Origin of the sequence: Morganella psychrotolerans (genome assembly GCF_001676055.1) — a bacterium.
GTDB classification, from domain to species: domain Bacteria; phylum Pseudomonadota; class Gammaproteobacteria; order Enterobacterales; family Enterobacteriaceae; genus Morganella; species Morganella psychrotolerans_B.
The window spans coordinates 179,077-199,381 of record NZ_LZEX01000034.1 but is presented as its reverse complement, the minus strand read 5'-3'; the positions used below and the strand labels follow the sequence as shown (position 1 = coordinate 199,381).

Sequence of the window (20,305 nt, the reverse complement as noted above, 5' to 3'; positions counted from 1 at the left end):
ATGCTGTTAATTTTGTCAATTAAAATCGGGGAATAATAAAAAGTATAATGAGTCTTATTTTTTATTATTCCTCTGACAGGTTACTTTCTTTCCGTGATCTGTTACTCTTTTACTGTTAACTCATCAACCGGTTGAAATTCTATGAAGTTTGTTTCTTTTAATATTAACGGGTTAAGAGCCCGGCCTCATCAGTTGGAAGCTATCATCGCGCAACATCAGCCCGATGTTATCGGCTTACAGGAAATCAAAGTTCACGACGACATGTTTCCCCATGATGACCTTAAACATCTGGGTTACCACATTTTTCATCATGGCCAGAAATCACACTATGGCGTTGCACTACTGACAAAAAATAAGCCGGTTGCCGTACGTAAAGGGTTTGCCGGTGATAATGAAGATGCTCAGCGCCGCCTTATTATGGCTGATATTGAAACACCCGCCGGGTTACTCACCGTTATTAACGGCTATTTCCCGCAGGGTGAAAGCCGCGACCACCCGCTGAAATTTCCGGCAAAAATGAAATTTTATCAGGATTTGCAGGACTATCTGTCCGGACGTTCGAATCAGGATCCGATCATTGTCATGGGCGACGTGAATATAAGTCACACTGATATTGATATCGGTATTGGTGAAGCCAACCGTAAACGCTGGCTTAAAACAGGGAAATGCTCTTTCCTGCCGGAAGAACGGGAATGGATGGAACGCCTGCTCAACTGGGGGCTGACAGATACTTTCCGTGCGATGTATCCGGATACAGACGATCGCTTCTCGTGGTTTGATTACCGCTCACGCGGGTTTGATGAAAACCGGGGTCTGCGTATTGATCTTATCCTGGCAAGCCTGGGACTGGCACCGCGTTGTACTGCCACCGGCATTGATTATGAAATCCGCAGTATGGAAAAACCCTCAGACCACGCACCAATCTGGGCAGAATTTGATCTGACCCGCTGACAATGTCAGATCCAAAAGAAATAACCTGAATGAAGCTCCCGGTACGGAGCTTCATTTATTTCAGCCTGGTCCGCAAAATATATCCCGGACAAAACCAAAAATTACATCACGGCAAATGCAAGGATCGGGCACAAAAATGTTACGGCCACAACGACAAGCGATACTCTGAAAAAAATCTGAACAAAATACTCAATAGCCACCAATCCCTGCTTTGTACTCATTTGACTTTCATTATCTATCATTTTAATCATTTTATTTTCATTATGTGATTACCTTCACACAATGATGGTATTACTTACAATTTTAGTCAATGCATATACTGACAATAATCCATTTTATTGATTAGGGTCAAAATTGCTTATTTGCCTGATAAATTGAGGATCTGCGCTGGTGTTGTGTTTGGGATTATGTGCAATGCGGGAAAAATCTGGTAATACGGATTTATATTGAAAAGGTAAAAATGTGGATATAGGGAAAAGTTAAAATAATAGTGAGGTTAATCGGTAATTCACTATAGAACCCCACAAAAACTGAATTATATTCAGTTGAGAAACCCACAACAAAACGGGTTTATTACGAGTTTTAACGAATCATTCCACCATAAATTTTTAAATGCGTATTTGTTTGAATAACTGAGTCAGGTAAAAGAAATGACCGGTTCTGGATGCAGGATTATAACCAGAACCGGACACATGGAGGCCTGAATAATCTTCCACCCGCGATTTACCGGAAACAACTGGAAAACTCTAATCTAGACTGTTTCAGATAGTCTGAATAAGCCAATCAAAAGTCAATAACAATCCTCAGGCCATAATTCGGATCTGATCAGACAATAATAATTTGCTTTCAATTAGTTCAGCCCGTGCTCCCTCAGGATCAGCTGTAAAAAGTACTATACGTAGATCCTCCTCCGCACGGGAAAATGAGACATACGCGAGCTTCTGAGTTACAGAAAGTTGTCGAACAGATGGCTCGCCAGCGGTGAGCGGTATTAGGGTTTTGCTAAAGCTGTACTGGTTCCATGCTGCTTCAACATCATCATAAACGACCAATACTTTTTGATATTCCTCGCCCTTGACTCCATGTTGAGTACTATAGTCGGTATTGTTGTTAAGATATTCGACATAGTGTGAGACTGCTCCGGTGGTCATTTTAAAAAATGAGTCTGCGAGCCAGTCTCCTTTGTCGAAACTGTGAAGCTCCTCATTGAAAGGCTCAGTACGTGGAGGACGATCAAGATGCTCACTCAACCTTTCTGAGGGCTGGGTTATCTGCATCTCGACGCAAAAGTGAAGGACCGTTCCAATCGTCTCGGTATCCCACAAAGCATGCAACTGCTCAACCAAAGACTTCGAAGTCTCAATCATCACTTTCAGTGACTTTTCCGCATTTAATCCATCGCTCGCGAAAGCAGGACTATCTCTACGAAGTAGATTAATAATTTTTCGATCGTCACCCTGGCTTTGAGCTGTTATGAGAGGGCAAATCGTCGAAAGAAATGGCTTAAGAAGGAAATGCGTCCCTTCCTCAAAAGCATCTTGAGCCCGTGATGAGGCATAGTCTCCAGTGAAGAGGCGATTGAGATCAGCGAAGCCAAGCCGTCGCGCGATCATTTGACGTGCCAGGAAGAGCTTCATGACATCGTCGCGGCCTGCCCACCCCCAGTTTTCGACTGCAGCATCCATACGAGCTAGCGCCCGCTCAATCTGTTCTTCTGAATAGCGCCTGCGTGGTTCTGTTGGCTCTTCTGCTTTAATTAGCAAAAATTCAACACTACCTTCACATTCAGCATTTTCGCCAGCAGCATACTGCTCAACATCCCCACGATAAGCATTGAGAAGTCGGATAACGCTCTTAGAACTGCGAAAGTTTTCAGCTTTCTTGATGACTTTACCATTGTCTGGTGGCGCAAAATCACCGGCACTTCGGTCATAAATCTGCTGCCAGGGGTCACCAAAATAGCCAATCATAGGAAGTTCATCACCCGCACAGACGAGATTGAGCCCTGAAACGATTCCCTCAAATGTGTCCTGTGCTTCGTCGACGAAGATGTAAGGGAAACGTAGGCCAATGATTCGTCTAAGTGTTTGATTATTTTCAAGCAAGTAGGTTGCAATTTCTATGACATCATCATGCCCAATCTGTCCTTTTTCGTAATCACTGAAGCTAGTGTCAGAATAGTCAAAATGATTGACTGCTTCGAGAAGGGCAAGCTGTTCTGTCAGTCGTTCTATTTTTGCGCGGGCTTTAAGTGCCTTTTTGCTGTTACCGCCGTTATCATCTCCCCTAGCCTTGTCTATAAGATTTGGAATACGGCTTTCATATAATGCTTGACGAATATTTTCGTGGAAATGGCCAATCAAGCCCCACAGAAATCCATGAAGAGTCGAAACTAGGTACAACTCATCAAACCCCAATTTTTTCTTGATGACCTCAACCGCACGCTTGGTAAAGGTAATACAGGCAATGCGTTGACCATGCTTTCTAAGGATATTCCCTTCATTATCCCGGACCCGGCCAAGAGCATCTACCAGTGAACTAGTCTTGCCCGCGCCTGCACCGGCTATCATCGCAAAACTACGATGGCCATCGATGCATTCACGGACTTGAATATCCGCTTCGCTTTCTATCCATGTCCTCATGCTATTCTCCCGCCGCGACAGAGGCTTCTGTATCCACCACCACTGGTAGCGGGGGTAATAGGCGCGACTCAAGCCATTTCAACCCTTCGGCAATATATCCAGGGACAATCCATTGCTCAGCGCAAGCCAAGATGTCCATGGCAAAATCAGTTTTTTTGAAATTATCCGACCGAACCCTATCGTAAACATCCTGGTAAGCGTCGCTGAGAGGCGCTCGGATAGTAATGCCAATAGATAAAGCACCAGATCGAAGTAGCCCAAAATTCTCATATACAATTGCTTCTTCCAACGTGCGTGGACGCAACATCGCGCTGGCATCATTTTCCTCGACCAAAACATCGGTCTGAAAAGCGATGCAACGATCCTTATCGTTGTGCTGCTTCTGCGCACAAGTCAATGCGATCAGTTGGTCAATTGTTGTCAGCCCACAAAGTTTCTTTAGGGACGCGTTAGACGTTTTTGCTCCAGCAATATCCGCTCGACAGGTTTTGGGATAACCGGTAGGTGAAACTGAATCAATGTCAGTGATAACAAGATAGGGAATATGAAGGAAGCTAAACAAACCCTCGAAACGGTGAGCATACGCTCCCCCTACCTCCAAAACTGTGAGATATACAGTCCGTAACCGCTCAGCAGCACTCTCAATCATGGTCGGCATTAACAACTTCTCAACAGCGCCTTCAACAAGGATGCCAGCATCGGCGAAAAATAGGTCACAGTGTGTTAGACGTAAATAGCGTTTAAGGAAGGCTAGTGATTCCGATGGTGGGATAACCTTACCATCAATTGTCTCCACGTTTGGCTGGAAGGCCCGGAGGCTTCTAACCATTGATGCATTGCGAATGCCAGTCGTTTCTACTTCACCCTCACTATGGCAGCGCTGGAAATAGCGAACTTTCTCAAAATCTACAGCCTCCATGATATGTGAAGAATGTGTGGTTACGACAAGTTGCGGTACGAGATTCGGCTCTCCAGCCGCCTCAGCGGACTGATTAATTACCCGCCAAATGTTGGATATAAAAGTTTGTTGTACCTGAGCATGGAGGTGAACTTCAGGTTCTTCAATAAAGATCATCAGACACAAAGGCCTGTTATCGGTGGTCATTAACCATTGAGAATGGAAGTGCCGAGCCTGAATGGCCATATATATTAGATTTTTGAATCCAAGACCATTATATAGCTCAGGTAGTTCATGCTTCCGATTAGGGTCAATGTAAAGCAATTCAGTATTTCCACGAAGAGCAGTCTCGGGGCTGAGCGATGATATAATCTGCAATTCGCGATCGTTAATTGACGGTACACCAAGGTGCTTAATGAGATTGATCAGTGGAGCAAATTGCTTTGCATAATGATCTGTCAGTTGTTTGTTATTCGCATCGATTACGCTGTGAGCATCAGCGGCATGCCCAACCTGCTCAAGGTTCTTTTGGTAGAAGGTGGCGAATGCCGAAGAGAGCCTATTACTACGACTGCTGTTATCGTCATTAATGTTGCGCTGCGCGTCTACGAATTCAACACGAATAAGCTGCTTAAGAAGACGCTTTCCTTCATCAGGATCAAGATAACTCGATAAGATCTCAGGCAGTGCTCCCTCTTGAATCTTCTCGTCGAGTGAGTAGTAACAAACCGCAAAATATCGGCCAAGATTTCCGTCGAGAGATAAATATTGCGAAAGCGACTTAGAGCGGGTTCCATCTTCCTTCGGAGGATAGGCAGCGTCGTAATTCTCGCATAACTTCCTTACTTCAGAGACCTCATACGACAGCCTAATCCCTACACACGTGAAGTCTGAAAGATTTGGCAATAATGTGAAAACTCTACCAAAACCAATGCTTTCCGGGTCAATAGTGAACCAAATGTCAAGACTGATTTTGGGAAGAAGTGTATCATCTCCGGTCGTTACAAATGTGTCGAAATCTGCTATCCGAGCGACTGAAAAATCGTGAATCTTGAAATCTCGTCCGCCAAGAAAACAACGAAAAACCGCAGTCGCAGAAGTCTTGCCACTGTTGTTCGGACCAACAAAAATGGACTCCTTCTCTTCAATGTCAATCTGCACATTTTCCAATCGCCGGAAGTTTCGAATTGCTACGCGACTTACTTTCATATAATCCCTCCTTGACACATCAAGATAGCAATCCGAAAATCGATGCTACTTGCTTGGTTTATTTTGCGTACATGTTTTGCACTTTATCCAGCCCTTATTGAGAATTTTATTCCGGAAATAATTTTGAACAAAAATTCTAACTTTTATGTCCCTTTGTCCACCTTTCCTTATCTGGAACAGTCCTGGTTAGAGTTTTCCCGTTGCTTCCGGTAAATCTCAGGCGAGTGCCCGTGTAGAGTCCGCCAGCCGGACGTTCTGCATATATCTGACGGTGTATTCGCCAAACACCGTCGCACCTTTTTTCCTGTCGATACCGTCACGTTTGCTTGCAGCCGGTGATACACCTGAGTTGAGCAGCCTTTTTGCTTCAATCAGCATTTGCCTGGCTTCTGCCAGTGAAACACCGTCAGGTCCGTAACTTCCAAAGTAAATTGTTTCTCTTCTGCCGTTAAACCGGTAATCATAACGGAACGACAAAGTCCCGCCAGCATTGACCGCAACATACAAACCATCACGATCAGACACCTTATAAAGCCTGTCCTGCGGCTTCATACTTTTTAATTTTGTATCAGTCAGCACGTCGGTATTCTCTCTCTTAATACCGTCATAGTTTTTATTTTTCTGACGGTATCACAGCCGGTTTATAGTGATTTTATTTTTTGATACCGTCACATATACCGTCAAAAATACCGGCTCTTGTCAACAATTAAAAACAATAGAAAACAAAAAAGCCACCAGTAAGTTACTGATGGCTTTCGGTTTTCTGATAATTACCGACAGTTAAAAACTATAGGGATATCATTCCCACTCAATTGTTTATGGAATGTTTAATTGATTGATTTTAATGTGGTTATTTTAAACAAACTAAAAATATACCGTCACTGATACCGTCACATGCAAAACTGTCTACTTTTTCACCGGTAACTTTCGAGCAATTTTTCCTTCGCTTTCAGGTCAATGATACAAAGATTAAGGAGCCTGGTATTCTCATCAGCCCGCTGAGCTTCACGCCCATATCTTTCAAGTGTGCTTCGTAGTTGTCGAGAAAGTTCACCGGCTTTGTCTCTCTCAGTTCGGCAGGTATCGGTGTAGCCGGGATCTGCAACTTCTGCTTTCGTGGTACCGGCTGGCTGCTGCATGCGGTCAAAATGATTAAGCACCCGATCAAGCAGAGCTTCTGTACGTATCGTATCACTCTTTTTCCCCTCCTGATATTCCCCGACATTTACCTGCTGGTGGTCGTCCGCCTGATGCCGTAGTTCGATATTTGTGGCCATATCTTTTTCGTCCAGTTGCTGACCTGTAATCTGCCCTTTCATCTGCCGGTTATCATACAGAACACCGCCGGTCCACCAACCGGCAGAGAAAGAGACAGCCAGAGCAATCAGTGCCATGGCTGTATTTTTCATCAGATAAGTGTCCAGGCACGTTTAAAAACATCATCAACGTATGGCTGCTGACCATTTTCGACAGCCACAATCGCTTTAGCCATTGCGAGTGACGTATCTTTGTCGTGCAGATTTAAACAGGCGTGATGATCAAAGCCGGTTTCTTTACAGACCCGCTTAATATAGTTCTCTGTGTGGTTGTTATCACCAGATGGTGCCCAGCGCTCTATGATTTCTTCCACCGTGTCGATCTTGCCGCAACCAATACCGGGTTTACCCTGGTGCTTTGAGTAAGTTTGCAGGAGCTTCATCAGCGCCCGGATGCCGAACTCAACAGAAATGAACGCACAAAATTTACTATCTGGCTGTGCTACTGCCAGCCCCTGCCATTTTGAACTGCCATGACGGATATTCCCCGGATTGTTATTCCGTATCCCCCGCGCACCTGTGTTAACAAAACCATCCTTGAAGACTTTTTGTTTAACCTGCTCTGACATAAATCACCCCGCTTTAAAAAATGACATAACATTGCCGCGGTACACCAGCACCGCCGCACAAATAAGAGAGTTTGAAATCACGCTGGTGAAATCGGCGTGATAGATGGGATCAAAGTACGCCCGCACCGGCACACTCGCTGAGTATGAAAGTACGAGCCAGGCTATCCATGCCCCTTTTGTGCAGTGCTGTCGCCCGTTACGTCTGAACGTAAATACCCGGACAAAAATCACTGAACAGATCGCGGCATTCAGGATGATTAACAACTTCTCAAACATCGTTGCCTCCTTGCTGACTATCAGCTTTACGATACGCTTTGATGCTCAGCTTCACCGACAGTAACGCAGACACAAAAGCACCCACGGCATCGATGCTGTCAATGCTGTAGGCGTCAGGTGGGATCTCGAATATCTTGGTTACTTTGATGAACAGTGCCGCTGCCGGGCTAAAGAATAAAAGCCCTGATATGAAACTGACAAGCGCCAGTACCGACCGGCGCAGAAGTGTGTATTCTGTTGCGGCAGTGATGAAGTAAATAGCCCCCATCAGGGAACCCATCACTACCTCAGCAGGCAGCCCGGCAAAGTAGCTGAAGAACGCGGCAAGGCTGAGCGTGGTTTTTACAGAGAGGTCTTCATGCATTGCTTAGCACCATGATTATTAAATAACCATGATGCTACAGCAAAAAAAAGATAAACAAAAATGCGTTAAAGAGAATCAAACTTCCTGGATACTAATAGATGACAAGTTATTTATAGTAAATTGCGACCCGGTATTTATCATATCAAAAGCTATATTTCCCAGTGTCGTGACATTGATGGTCATTGACTGCGACGCTCCGGCATTGTTAGTCCCTGATGATGACGGAATATTAAATGTGGCTGAGCCAACACTAATCCGCAATATACCACCGGTATTACCGGCTAAATTAGCTCCGTTAGCAAGAATAGATACAGTAAGTGACACCGTGCACGCGCGGTCAAATGATATTTTGTTTTCAGATACAGAAAACAGCCCGTTAGATGATGAATCGGTCAGTTTTATCCTTGAATATGACGATGATGGGTTAGGTATTGTTTGTCCGCCGACAATACCAACATCGTAGAATGATTTCCAGTGCGTGTCCGGGTTGACGCTTGTTCCATAACGAACAACAGGAGCGCGGATAAGAACCTGATCCCCGGTGGCAGAAAAATTAACCCGGAAAAATGAGAGAATCCTGCCTGCGTTAAAAGGCATAACATGAGATACACTATATCTCCGGTATACAGCATCAAGGCCGGTGATAGGCTTTTCCACGGAACTGATCACAGAAGACCCAGAGTAAATATTGGCACCTATAGAGGCCGAAGAAACGGAACCCCTCAGGTTTCTGAATGCCGCAGAGAAAGTTATCCCTCTGTTGTCCGTTAATTTCATGCCAACAGGTAACTGAATAAGACATGAACCTGGTGATGAGGCCGTGACAACAATATCTTTGTTTGCTGTCACCTGAGCAGTACCATTTGTCGCCACCCATCCGTTTAACTCATTGAGTATTGTATCTCCCATGGTAATCATTTTTGATGGTAAATTCTGCGATTTTGATGCAGAAAATACAGCCGATGAAGGAGGGACAATACTTACCCTTTCTGTAATGGCGTAATCAATAATGTCAGATATCAGTTTCTTTTTATCACTTCCATCAGGGACATCATGGGCGTAAAAAACAATAACGCCATTCTTACTTACAGCGTCATCAACAACAGATTTTGCCTCGTCTAAACTAATGATTCCTGTTGCTGTTTCCAGTCCAAACCGGCGCAGCCTGGTGGGGTACTCATTTTTCATTGGCAATGGTGACGGCGATCTTGTAAATGCGTAACTGTAGAATCCATCAACAATATGCATATGCTCATCAGCAACAACAGAGCTGGGTGCCTGGAATATAGATGGAGAAATCCCCATTTCATAGAACATTGATTGCGCCGTGCTTAACTCGGCCATAACGAACGTGTCATTCACCTGGCTGCCAAGATTTACCGCAGAATATGAGTGGCTTATTATTTCAAAACCATCATCTGACAGGCTGATAACATCCGACCCCTGCATATTATCAGTAAGCCCAAGACCCTCTGTGTTTATGGCGAACCCACATCGCAGGTTATAACTGCGAAACAAAGGGGCAACAACAGTCACGTGTGACATCTTCCCGTCATCAAAAATAAATGATATGCATGGTGCCGATATACGTTTCGTTGATTTTGCATCTTCACGTAAATCATTTATTTCTGCCTGAACTGTCCCGCCAGAATCGGTTCCTATCAGCTCAGCTCCTCCTGGCTTAGCCAGATCAATCAACACATCTGCCGCGCTACCGGACTCAGGCACAATGACCACCGGATTCCCGTTGTCATCGAACGACAGCAGTTTATTGGCACGATTAGCAACATTAGGCAGTACCGGAATATCCTTATCAGCAACACGCAGAGAGCGTTTATCTTTCGCGCTGATGTGCTCCTTCATCGTGCTGAGATCAACCGCGTCACCGTCTTTTACCGGCTTTCCAAGGTTAGAGATTTTATCTCCTTTGGCATCATAGTGATCAGCAATAAAACTAGGTTTACGCAGGCACAGCGACAGATAACCTAGTATCTTCTGTACCAGCATGGTGAGGTAGTCGAGAGCATCCTCATGCACCTCTGCAAAGAATTTCCCCTGGTTGCGAAGGTCGGTTTCCTGCACTGCCGGCAGATCACGGGCAATACCGATTTTCAAGCCGGTCGCCAGCGGCATTTTTAAGATCACCTTTCCGCCACGGTAGGCTCCCACCCCGCGCAGCGTGTAATCAGTGCCGTTCGTCAGAATACGTTCGGTGCCATCAGTGTCAGCAACGGACACAATCAGGTGTTTGGCTTCAAAGATACGGAAGCGGAAGTCGAAATCAGTGGTAACACCGTTGCCGGTGTACTCTTCATGGCTAAGTTCGGTTGATACGGTCATGGCTTTTTCTCCTGGTTAATACTGACAGGATAGCCAAAACAAACCACATACGGAATAATGGTTTTGTTTTTATTTAAACAATGACCAATTACATAAACATTTCAGTTTCATATCGATATGATAACAGTGGCAATAATGCACAATAAAGGAATCTAAAATGAAACAGAAATATGTGTATCAATCGCCTGAAGATTATGCAAAAAAAGTTAACGACAATGACGGAATTAAGCAACTTTCCATCACATCAATGCTCGAGGAGTTACTGCGGGAAATGGATCTGGATGGTCATGATGTATCAGGGCCGATGACAGAGATGGTGGCGTTGAAAAACTACGTTACGCACACGGAGAAACAGCGGAATACGATAAAAACCCACCTGGAATTTATTTTTTCTGAATTAAATAAATAAACAAATAATTATATATGCATAATTAGGCACCTTTTAAAGGTGCTTTTTCACGCCACCTAATTGCATAAATGTCCCTTTGTGTTGGGGAAAACTGTTTTCCTGGAAATAAATTGTGTATACTGACATTGACCAATGAGGTGATGAAATCCCACATTAGTTGCAGAGGAGTGAAACAAATGGCCAATAAAGAAAATGTTAAAAAAGAACGCAGAACTATCCGTCGTTCTGATGAGTTTAAAAAGGCGCTTGAAGCTGGATCAAAAATTCTGGCCGAGAAGATGGCTAAGGTAAGATAATCTTAATGGGCATCAAATTAATAAGATCACAGTTTATACAACAATTTATTAATGAGTTCCCTGAAACAGAACACCCTATCGCCGAATTTGAGGAATATAAAACAGTAAGCCTTGATTTCGGCGATCTTCCGATCCCTCCATACCATGAGCAGTTAGAGCACCCTGCCCACATTGATACTATCGGAAGAGATAAGCCGATGGACAGACCAAATTCTGCCAGATATGAAGAACTCCACCATACTCACATATGGCAAGAAGGTTGTATCTGGGAAGATGGTGACGGGTTGTTTGTTCAGTGGAGGAGTACCAGTGATACGTTTGTTGTTTACTCGTATTTTCTGGATGCTGACAGCGATCACCATTTCTACATTATAGACTTCGTCAGGGATCAGGCTCACACCATCATTGAAGACAGCGAACAAATATTGAAGTGGGTTGAACTTGCTCGTCAACACCGGGAAGCCAATACCTGATCCCCGCCTTAAAAATATTCCCCTTCCAAAAACATGACCAAATTGGTATATTTACAACCCCCAAATTATGCGCCATAGTGAATATGCACCAGCAAAATCTGGTGCCGGGATTTGCACCCCGCCGAATACTCACAGCGCATAACCGCGTTAGCGGTTTTTTTATGCACAAAGCACAGCTACATCTTTTCAATGGTGGGCTGGGCAGGGCTACCGAAAGGTAGGCCGGTACTGTGAGTCCGGTAGTGCAAACCCTGCTCAGTTCACCACCCAAGAGATTTGCACCTCCGGTGGTGATGTAAAATATCTCACAGGAGACGTCAAAATGACTAATCTCAGCATTTCTGTATCGCACCTGCCGTCTATCATTCATAACAGCATGCCAGTGATCACCACTGAACTACTCGCTGATGCATATGAAACTGAAATCAGAAACATTCAAGTAAACCATTCACGCAACAGAAATAGATTTGTCGATGGCAAACATTACTTCAAGTTAACTGGTTCAATTTTAAAAGATTTTAAGAAGCAACTTACTCAAAGTAAGCTGGTTAATATTGTTAATAAACAAGCCAGTCACCTCATTCTCTGGACAGAACGCGGCGCTGCACGTCATGCCAAAATGCTGGATACCGATCGCGCCTGGGATGTATTTGAGATTCTGGAAGACAACTACTTCACCAAGTACCGCGGCACCGGCCGGATCAATAAATCATTACCCCGCAATGCCTCTACCGATGAACTGCTGGCGCTGGTGGATCAGCTCCAACGTACCATTCACGAAGGTGAGTTCATCCCTGCCGGGCAGGTAGCGCAGGAATACAGCTTCCCGAAAACGAAGAAGTCACGTCCGCAGATCCTCAATGACTTCCTCCGGTCGCCGGAAGACGATACGCTCCATCAGCTTCTGGCCTACCTGAAACGGGACGGCCACAATGTGGAAGAAGCAGAGCGCGTCCTGATGTGGCTCCGCGATTATATGTGCGATATGGGTAAAACCATCAACACCATCATCACCCACGCTCAGTACATAGAACACGCTGTCAGTAAGTTATAATGTGATCGGGCACCGGTTTAGGCCGGTGCTTTTTGATATAGGCCGTCATATACTGAAATAAAACACTGTATATGTGAGAAAGATATGTTTGGCCTGTTCCGGAAAAAAGAAAAAAATACATTCGACGAAGTTGAAAGAATGGCAAATGATCTCGGGTTCACTGTAACCAGTGCTGGGAAAGCGCTGTGCTCTATGAGCCTAAAAAGTGATTACAGCAGCTCAGAGACACTATCAAACTTATTGGTTATACATATAGCGAAGGGCATATCACAAAAATCAATAGACTATGTAATTAACGCTGAATTCATGAAAATGGTTGAAAACTCCATTATCTACATAAATGATAGGTACAGTGGTCGCCATATAAGGACGTATTTATATGAAAATGACTTTAGTGCCATCATCAACATAATAGCGTGTGATAGTGAAGGTTTCTCTCTTGCTGATAGAATAGTTGAGCAGAATAATCCGATAAGCCAGTCTACTCTGCTCTCTCATATTTAGTGGTTATTTCATCTGCTCTTCAACCTGATTAAGCAATGGTGCCAAATAAAGAACAGGTTATTAATTACCCTGTTCTTATGGTTAATACTGAGAAACACCAAGGTAACCGGCTACTGCAGATAGCAGTAAAACAATGGCTATCACAAATTCCCCGCTATCTATCATCCCTTTACGCTCCATTACCACCAATGCAATCACCGCCAGAACGACCAAAATAAATGTTGCCATTATCCTTCCTTTATCATGGTGTCATATCTTGCGGACGCCACCAGTACGTCTGGTTAAACTCTTTTTTAGAGCGTTTCTCCATCCGGCGAAGATAGCCAGGAGAGAAATACTCCTGCAACTGGTTGAACACCATATGATCCAGTACAGCTTTTGTGTACCACATATTTTGTCCCGGTATCAATCCCTTGCCAAATTTTATGAGATCTCCAGCAGTTTGCTCAGGTTTACCTTCTACCGCATTCAATGGCACACCTTGGGCAATTTTAATTGCGTCATCAACAACCCCTGCCACCGGTCCCAGCAATGACGCCAAAGCACCAGAACCGTACTTGGTGTGATCTGATAACAGGAAATCACCATATAGACCCAGCCCGCCACCTTTAAGTAATGCTGATAACCAAAATTTGTGCCAACCCTCACCGGTCATATCCCGAGGATTACGTCCGGAGATCATATCATTGACCTGCTGGGAAAGCGCCCCAAGTACAGTTGTACCAGCAATAAATGCCGCCAGATATGCAACCCGACCCCCAGATGATTCCATTCCCATAGCGCGAGCCCAATGGCGCATAACAACAGAGATAGGGAATGATTTAAACAGGAAGACACTTCTGACCAGTTCGCCTTTAAGATCACCACGCTGTAACCCTGCTCCAATCATCATTCTTTCACGAGCACCCGGTGATATTACCGCCATATCTACTTCTTCGGTTACTGCGCCAAGTAACTTTCTGGCCGCCTCAAATTTTGCTTTGACCGGAATACCACGCTCAACCAATACTGAATCAGGAATATGCATAATACTTTCTGGGGTTAGCATAGTGTTATTACCATTACCCCAGTCTTCTTGTTCAGCCAATCGCCATACTGACCAGTCCGCATCAGTAACACCTTTACTTTTCATGATCTTTAAATCAGCCTCCGCAAGGTTGCTGATATTTTTACTTCGCTTAACCTGGCTGCCGATGCCTCCCATCATAGTTACACCGAAAGCCCTTTTGTGCGCATCAGACCATGCACTCAGCCCGCTGGCTCTCATCACTGCATTTGCAGCCCAACGCGCTTTAGATGGCCCCATATTATCGGTAGCCCATCGGTTAATACTGCCGAGTAACGTTTCCATTGATAGTCCGGCTCTACGAGCCATGCGTAACTCTTCTTTATTCGCTGGATTAAGTGCGGCAAGTTGATTTTTAAGTAACTGCGCTGATGGCAGGTTATTAACTTTGGCTGTCAGATACATGGTGCCTAAATCAGAGAATGACGACAACAAGGCAGAGCCCAACCTGCTCGCAATTAGCACATTCCGCATGTCATCAAAGAACTTGGCAATATGCCGGTTCGCCACCGGAGCAGTTTTACCGGAAATAAAATTATAGAGATTTTGCGTATTATTTTTCAGGCGTTCAATCTTGCCAGTATTAGCAGGACTTCCCTTTACTTCAGATGCAGTAACTTCATCCAATAAACTACGGAACACGTGATCGGGGTTAGGTCCGTAAGTTTCAATCAACCCGATATCTTTTCCAAGACCCTCTATGTGACCCACCATAATATCCCACAATGCCTTTTCACCGTATAATTGCTGGTACTCCAAGTAAGATTCTGCGTTTTTAAAATGTATCTGCCTTGACGCATTACCGCGATTAGCACGCATACCCGATATACCAATTGGTTTTTCAGCAATTTTATTCAGTCCACCGGTAGCAATCGTTTCATAAGCTGAGTTCAAAAATGCTGACAGCTCAGTGTCATTCATCAGCGAACCATCTTCTTTAATGTATTTATTACGATCCAGTTTTCCGGTAACATCAGATACCCATTTATCTTTAGTTACCTTCCCAACACGCTGCATAGAATGGCTTTGCGGCAATCCCCAATCCTCCAGATGACCAATATCACCGCCTGCACGGTTGAAGCTATTCCGCAGCATTGTAGTTACCTCATGCCAGGCTGCTGCGCCTTTCTTGGCTCTGACATTGCTGGTATCCTGCCCTTTCATTTCAAATATGAGGTCACGGACACCGTTGTGATCTTCAAACAGTTGGAAAAATTTTGGGTCTACTGCCTCAAACGTCTCATGTAATTGACTAAGCGCATAATTGATGGTTGATTTTGCTCTTGTTTCCACAGACATGAAGTTACTTTTCCCATCCGCACTGAACGCAATTGTTCGGTTTAATGCCTCCAACTTGCTTCCGTTAAAACTGCTGATGTGATCTTCCAGTCTTTGTCTGGCTGCAATAGTCAGTGCCACTCTTCTCTTTTTGAGATTAGCTTCACGCAGTAATTCTTCTGCTGCCGTCTGCCCTGCACGCTGCAGGCGCTCAGACTCACTCAGTAACCGCCATGATGATGGATCGTTTCTGGCAAGATTCTTCATATTCCGGATGATGCGGCTCTCAATATTTTGAATTTCTGCTGCTGTCAAAACTCGTTTTGAGGCATTTTGTACTGCCTGTATGCATTCAGCTCTCATTTGACCTATCTCCCTAGAAAACAATTAACTGCAACATCAAACAAACCGGCATCATTCTGAGCATCTTCCGCCTGCTTAACGGCGTCAGAATATAAATCAGAGGCTTTAACCTTTGATGTATTCCCAGCTTCATCAATAAAATCAATCTCTAAATCAGGGTTATTTTTGATAGCCATTCTTGCACTCAATGCATCAGAATCAGCGTCATCAATGCGCTCTCCCTTTACCAAGGTTTCTGCCTGAACCATTTCATCAGAAGTAATTTGCACCCGATCGCGTGGCTTTGGGGTAGAAAAATAATTCATCAGAGCTTCTTCGGATTGTTCCGCAGCTAACTTACGCCTGGATAATTCAGCTCTCGCTTCATAAAAACGCCCGCCTGAAAAATTATCTTTCGCAATTTGCTGTTTAACTTCCAGCTCGCTTTTCAGTTGAGTTAATTCATTATTGAGTCTGCGTAACTCACTTTGTTTTACTGTTCTATTGTGGGATAGCTCGCGGCCACTGCCGACTAAATTCTGATTATTTATTGTGCCTATTTCTCTGGATTTTTGATCAATGCGATAATTTAAATCATGAATTGAACCCGCTACGTTTTCACGCTCACCGCGATTAATTAATTGATCGGATAATTCCTTCAATTGAACATCTTTTGCCATTGATATTAATGACCCATCATCAATAACCCCAATAGCCTCACGGATCGATGTGTCTAACAACGTTCTCTTATTCGCAGGCATGAACTGAGTGCCATCCAAAATACTTCCTAAATCTACCAGGTCCCCCTGAACTAAATCACTCATAGCTTTTCGCATTGCCTGTGCGTGACCATCCATCGACATAGCATTAATAGGTACTCCCGGTGCTGTATCTATATCCATATGCATCTGCTGGTTAGCGGTTAATGCAGCATCAATCTGAGACCCGCTAAATTCCGGTAGTGCAGTATTTTCACCACGGCTGTTTATGTACCTTCCAAGCCCGCCGAATGCGACACCAAGCACGGCATCAATTGCCATTGATTGCTTATCAAACACCTCATACTGTGATGCCAGTTCCCTGTATCCAGCATCACCGAGAACTTTTGCTGAGTATCCTCTCTGAGCCATGCCCATGACAACGTTAGAACCTGATGCAAATAATACGTCCGGGGTGGCTTTAGCTACCGCTGACATTGGCTTCCCGAGAGACCCTCCCTTCGCCAGCAACTGGTTTCCGACACTTTCAGCCATGATGCCGCCGCCACGCAGACCAAGTGACATGGGAATGAACACGCCACCAGCAGCGAAAACTCCTTCACCAAAAGCTTTTTCCGAGGCGACGCCCGGAGCAACACCATCAGCAACTGATTTTTCATAATCAGAAAACCCCTGCAAACCACCTACGGTAAGGGCGCTGCCAAGCGCTCCACCGGTGAATGAAGCGGCGGCAGCCTGACTACCTATATCGAATAAGCTGAACAATACCTGACCAGCAGTCCCTGTTGTGCCACGGTCTGGGGTCAGTTGCCTAACTTGCTGCTCCGCCAGCTTTCTCTGATTTTTAATAAACTGCTCTGACGTATCATTTAAATCAAAATGCTCATTCAGTACTCTGGCTACCGGGGAAACTGTGGAATCCATTAATCCCCATAGAGCCTGATCTGGTTTAGCCACTAACCCCGTATACATTCCGGCGAACGGGGCAGTAAAAGCACCATCAAAAAAACCAACACTATCATCACTTTGTTTGCTTCTTGATGCCTCATCTAACGCCTGATTCTGAGCAATCTGATTTAATCCAAAGTAACTCATAGCGGTATATCCCTGATTTTTTCTTGTGACAAATCAATAACAACCGGTGATCCACTCTTATCTAATAAATAGCCAGAGCCCCGCTTAATTAAATATTGGCTGTCCCCAAAACTTTGTAACCCGACTGCATCAATTGGATAAGACCCTGTAGCTTGCCCCATGCTCATCAACTGATTACGAACTTTGGTATTAAATGTATCGCTATCCATACCCCACGGAAGCATTACCCTTCCTCTTCCGTTGTAGTCATAGATACCGCCAGTTGCTATATTTATTGCCTGCCTCCATGCGCTTTCATCATAATCTCCGGACAAATTACCTTTCTTTGCCATCATTCCGGCATATGCATCTTTTGAAGTTTCATATGCACCATTTGCTCCATCGATATCTCCGGCAAATGTATCACCAACAAAATCAGCAAATTCTTCCTTCATCTCTGAGTCTTTAGGTAATACAAGATCTTTAGCAGATCTCCTGGCTGCATTACCCTGTACTATCAGCTCCGATGCCTGCTGTGGTGACATGACAACATCACTACTCATTCTGTTGTATTCAGTTGTAATACTGGACGGCTTATTCATTATCATTCCAGCCACTGCCAATGATGTGTCTGATTTACTGATCTGCCTTAACGCGGCTGTATAACTGTTATTGTTTTTAAGCCCTTGCCTCATCGCATCCAGGAATTCAATTTTTTGGCTGGACGGTGCTTTCTCCATTAACTGAGATAGAGTTATTTCTTCCTGAGCGGAAAAAACAGTTAACGGTGTCTGATAACTATTAGAAATATCAGTCACACTGGCAGACCTTTCTTTCAGGGAGTTTGTGAAACTCTGAGTATTAGAGAAATCAATCTGATTAAGCTTTTCCCGATCAATGCTGAATTGTATCGGATCTGATTTTCGCGCATTATTAACAGTATCAACCGCCTTCACCAGCGTGTCATAGCGTTTCCAGTTATTCGATGCATCGTAATCACCTGTTGGTTTTTTTGATTCCAATAACGACTTTTGCGCATTTGGCGATAAATATTGGACAGTGGCTATATCCGCCCCCATCGCTATCGTTTTCTGAAGTTGTTCATATTTTTTGGTTCCTTCATATTCACCATTTGCATACATAAGATCATTAAGTGATGGAGGGTTGTTATACACAAGACCTCTCGCCGCCTGAGCTTCAGCATCTTTGACTCTGTCATCTAAAATATTTTTATATTCCTGACGATGCTTATTCTGCGCCGCCTCTCCTTGCTTTCTGATCTGATACTGCTGGACAGGGGTCAGCATTGGCCACCATGCATTACCACCAGCATTAACTTCCTTTCCAGTCTGTCCCCGCGATTGATACTGTGAAGGATCAGGCTCCGGCAGCCTTGTTAATCCCAGAGCGGCCTGCAATCCTGTATCAACCTGTTCACCGCTGATGCTGTGATTACCTTCCTGTTGCATAATTGCTGTGGTAATACTTCTCAGAGTATTGATGTCGGTAACATCAATCGGTACGTTCGGGTCAACTCCCATCTTCTCAGAAACAAATTTAATGTAGCCATCTGTATCGTTACCGTCTTTCTTTGGTGCCCAGCGGCCGATAATTTGATTTACGGTAACAACACCTTTATTACGGTAGGTGATCAGGTTTTTTCCCAGCGCCCGGACGCCATGCTCCGGAGTGGCAAATTGGACAAAATCACCATCATCACCGACCTGACCTTCCCAGTTATTATCTGAGATACGAATATTGCCCGGATTATTATTGCGTGAGCCACGATCATCATAAGGTGCACCAGAAACACGCATCGCGCCGCTAATATCTGATGGCTCACCAACAGCACCTAACGCTCCGATAGAATCGGAAGCCATCGCGTTTTGTGCTGCCGTCCAGGCAGTCTCATTATCAAATTCATTAACCCTGACCGATATTTCCTCATCACTCAGCCCGCGAGCACGACCAGATTCAATAATATTGTGGCGACCAAGAGCCATGAAACTGGTGAAAGCGCGTGGGTCATTAAAGCTGTCTGATGCGCTTTTTGCATACGAAGCTACAATAGCTTTGTCTCTACCCACCTCAAACGCCTGAGACTCTTTAAGCTCATAGGTTCGCCCTTGGTTGTGATATTGCCTTACCATAACGCTGTACTGTTTTGAGGCATCTTCACGCGATCCTTCAGGAAGCTGCATCAGCATTTCATTCCATTTGCCGGAAATATTAGTCATGACCTCATCAGACTGACCGACAGCATTCTTTCCCTGCTTGGTATACAGCCCTGATTCCGGGTTATGGAACTGGTCGTCTGCATACTCCTGAATCTGCAAGAGCGCATCCTGCGACAGTGCCACATTAGCGCGCTGTTTGGCTTCGGCAAAAGCGTTGATATACTGATCACCAGCCTGTGCCAGCCCTGCACCAAAGTGTTCCGGTGATGATTGTGCACTGAATCCGTTGGATGGTAACAGGCTGCTGCTGACCTGACGTTCGTTATAGGTTGGTACAATTGGCATAGC

Annotated in this window: 16 protein-coding genes and 2 pseudogenes; 6 read left to right on the top strand and 12 right to left on the bottom strand. The window is 44.6% G+C overall.

The features are described 5' to 3' along the window. Positions 1-141: 141 nt before the first annotated feature. Positions 142-951, top strand: coding sequence for an exodeoxyribonuclease III (gene xthA / locus AYY17_RS14820; RefSeq protein ID WP_067424774.1), 810 nt, complete (start codon positions 142-144; stop codon positions 949-951). A 530-nt stretch (positions 952-1,481) separates the two neighbouring features. After that, positions 1,482-1,720 (top strand): annotated as a pseudogene (locus AYY17_RS21620) (integrase core domain-containing protein); the annotation flags it as partial. A gap of 34 nt (positions 1,721-1,754) precedes the next feature. On the opposite strand, the gene AYY17_RS14815 reads toward AYY17_RS21620, so the two are convergent. The 8 genes and pseudogenes from AYY17_RS14815 to AYY17_RS14780 all read right to left on the bottom strand — a co-directional run bounded on the left by AYY17_RS14815 (position 1,755) and on the right by AYY17_RS14780 (position 10,565). After that, complete coding sequence (locus AYY17_RS14815; protein WP_067424772.1) at positions 1,755-3,593, bottom strand: UvrD-helicase domain-containing protein; 1,839 nt, start codon at positions 3,591-3,593, stop codon at positions 1,755-1,757. 1 nt (position 3,594) lies between these two features. Then, the gene (locus AYY17_RS14810; protein WP_067424770.1) at positions 3,595-5,700 is read right to left on the bottom strand and encodes an ATP-dependent nuclease; all 2,106 of its coding nucleotides are present in this window, start codon (positions 5,698-5,700) and stop codon (positions 3,595-3,597) included. Between the two features lie 222 nt (positions 5,701-5,922). Then, a pseudogene (locus AYY17_RS14805) lies at positions 5,923-6,279 on the bottom strand (Arm DNA-binding domain-containing protein); the annotation flags it as partial. Positions 6,280-6,614: 335 nt separating this feature from the next. Next, a complete protein-coding gene (locus AYY17_RS14800; protein ID WP_067424768.1) occupies positions 6,615-7,109 on the bottom strand; it encodes a hypothetical protein in 495 nt (164 codons plus the stop codon). Then, positions 7,109-7,585, bottom strand: coding sequence for a structural protein (locus AYY17_RS14795; protein WP_067424766.1), 477 nt, complete (start codon positions 7,583-7,585; stop codon positions 7,109-7,111). Before AYY17_RS14795 ends, AYY17_RS14800 begins: the two co-directional genes overlap by 1 nt. Before the next feature lie 3 nt (positions 7,586-7,588). Next, a complete protein-coding gene (locus tag AYY17_RS14790) occupies positions 7,589-7,861 on the bottom strand; it encodes a phage holin family protein (protein ID WP_067424764.1) in 273 nt (90 codons plus the stop codon). After that, entirely contained in the window at positions 7,854-8,225 is a 372-nt protein-coding gene (locus tag AYY17_RS14785; protein ID WP_067424762.1) for a putative holin, read from the bottom strand. The genes AYY17_RS14790 and AYY17_RS14785 overlap by 8 nt, the downstream gene beginning before the upstream one ends. Positions 8,226-8,300: 75 nt before the next feature. After that, positions 8,301-10,565: a polysaccharide deacetylase family protein gene (locus AYY17_RS14780; protein WP_067424760.1), complete on the bottom strand. Its 2,265-nt coding sequence runs from the start codon at positions 10,563-10,565 to the stop codon at positions 8,301-8,303. A 157-nt stretch (positions 10,566-10,722) separates the two neighbouring features. Here AYY17_RS14780 and AYY17_RS14775 point away from each other — a divergent pair, with 157 nt between their 5' ends. The 4 genes from AYY17_RS14775 to AYY17_RS14760 all read left to right on the top strand — a co-directional run bounded on the left by AYY17_RS14775 (position 10,723) and on the right by AYY17_RS14760 (position 13,301). Continuing rightward, complete coding sequence (locus AYY17_RS14775) at positions 10,723-10,974, top strand: hypothetical protein (protein ID WP_067424758.1); 252 nt, start codon at positions 10,723-10,725, stop codon at positions 10,972-10,974. 301 nt (positions 10,975-11,275) lie between these two features. After that, on the top strand, positions 11,276-11,743 hold the full coding sequence (locus tag AYY17_RS14770) for a type II toxin-antitoxin system YafO family toxin (protein WP_067424757.1): 468 nt from the start codon (positions 11,276-11,278) through the stop codon (positions 11,741-11,743). A 322-nt stretch (positions 11,744-12,065) separates the two neighbouring features. Then, the gene (locus AYY17_RS14765; protein WP_067424755.1) at positions 12,066-12,797 is read left to right on the top strand and encodes an ORF6N domain-containing protein; all 732 of its coding nucleotides are present in this window, start codon (positions 12,066-12,068) and stop codon (positions 12,795-12,797) included. Between the two features lie 84 nt (positions 12,798-12,881). Then, a complete protein-coding gene (locus AYY17_RS14760; RefSeq protein WP_067424752.1) occupies positions 12,882-13,301 on the top strand; it encodes a hypothetical protein in 420 nt (139 codons plus the stop codon). 81 nt (positions 13,302-13,382) lie between these two features. Here the strand turns inward: AYY17_RS14760 and AYY17_RS21930 are convergent, their stop codons facing one another. The 4 genes from AYY17_RS21930 to AYY17_RS14745 are packed head-to-tail and all read right to left on the bottom strand — an operon-like array spanning position 13,383 to position 20,302. After that, the gene (locus tag AYY17_RS21930) at positions 13,383-13,529 is read right to left on the bottom strand and encodes a hypothetical protein (RefSeq protein ID WP_202906425.1); all 147 of its coding nucleotides are present in this window, start codon (positions 13,527-13,529) and stop codon (positions 13,383-13,385) included. A gap of 13 nt (positions 13,530-13,542) precedes the next feature. Beyond that, a complete protein-coding gene (locus tag AYY17_RS14755) occupies positions 13,543-16,008 on the bottom strand; it encodes a hypothetical protein (protein ID WP_067424750.1) in 2,466 nt (821 codons plus the stop codon). Positions 16,009-16,013: 5 nt separating this feature from the next. Further along, the gene (locus AYY17_RS14750; RefSeq protein WP_067424748.1) at positions 16,014-17,801 is read right to left on the bottom strand and encodes a hypothetical protein; all 1,788 of its coding nucleotides are present in this window, start codon (positions 17,799-17,801) and stop codon (positions 16,014-16,016) included. Further along, complete coding sequence (locus AYY17_RS14745; protein WP_067424746.1) at positions 17,798-20,302, bottom strand: hypothetical protein; 2,505 nt, start codon at positions 20,300-20,302, stop codon at positions 17,798-17,800. Before AYY17_RS14745 ends, AYY17_RS14750 begins: the two co-directional genes overlap by 4 nt. Positions 20,303-20,305: the final 3 nt, after the last annotated feature.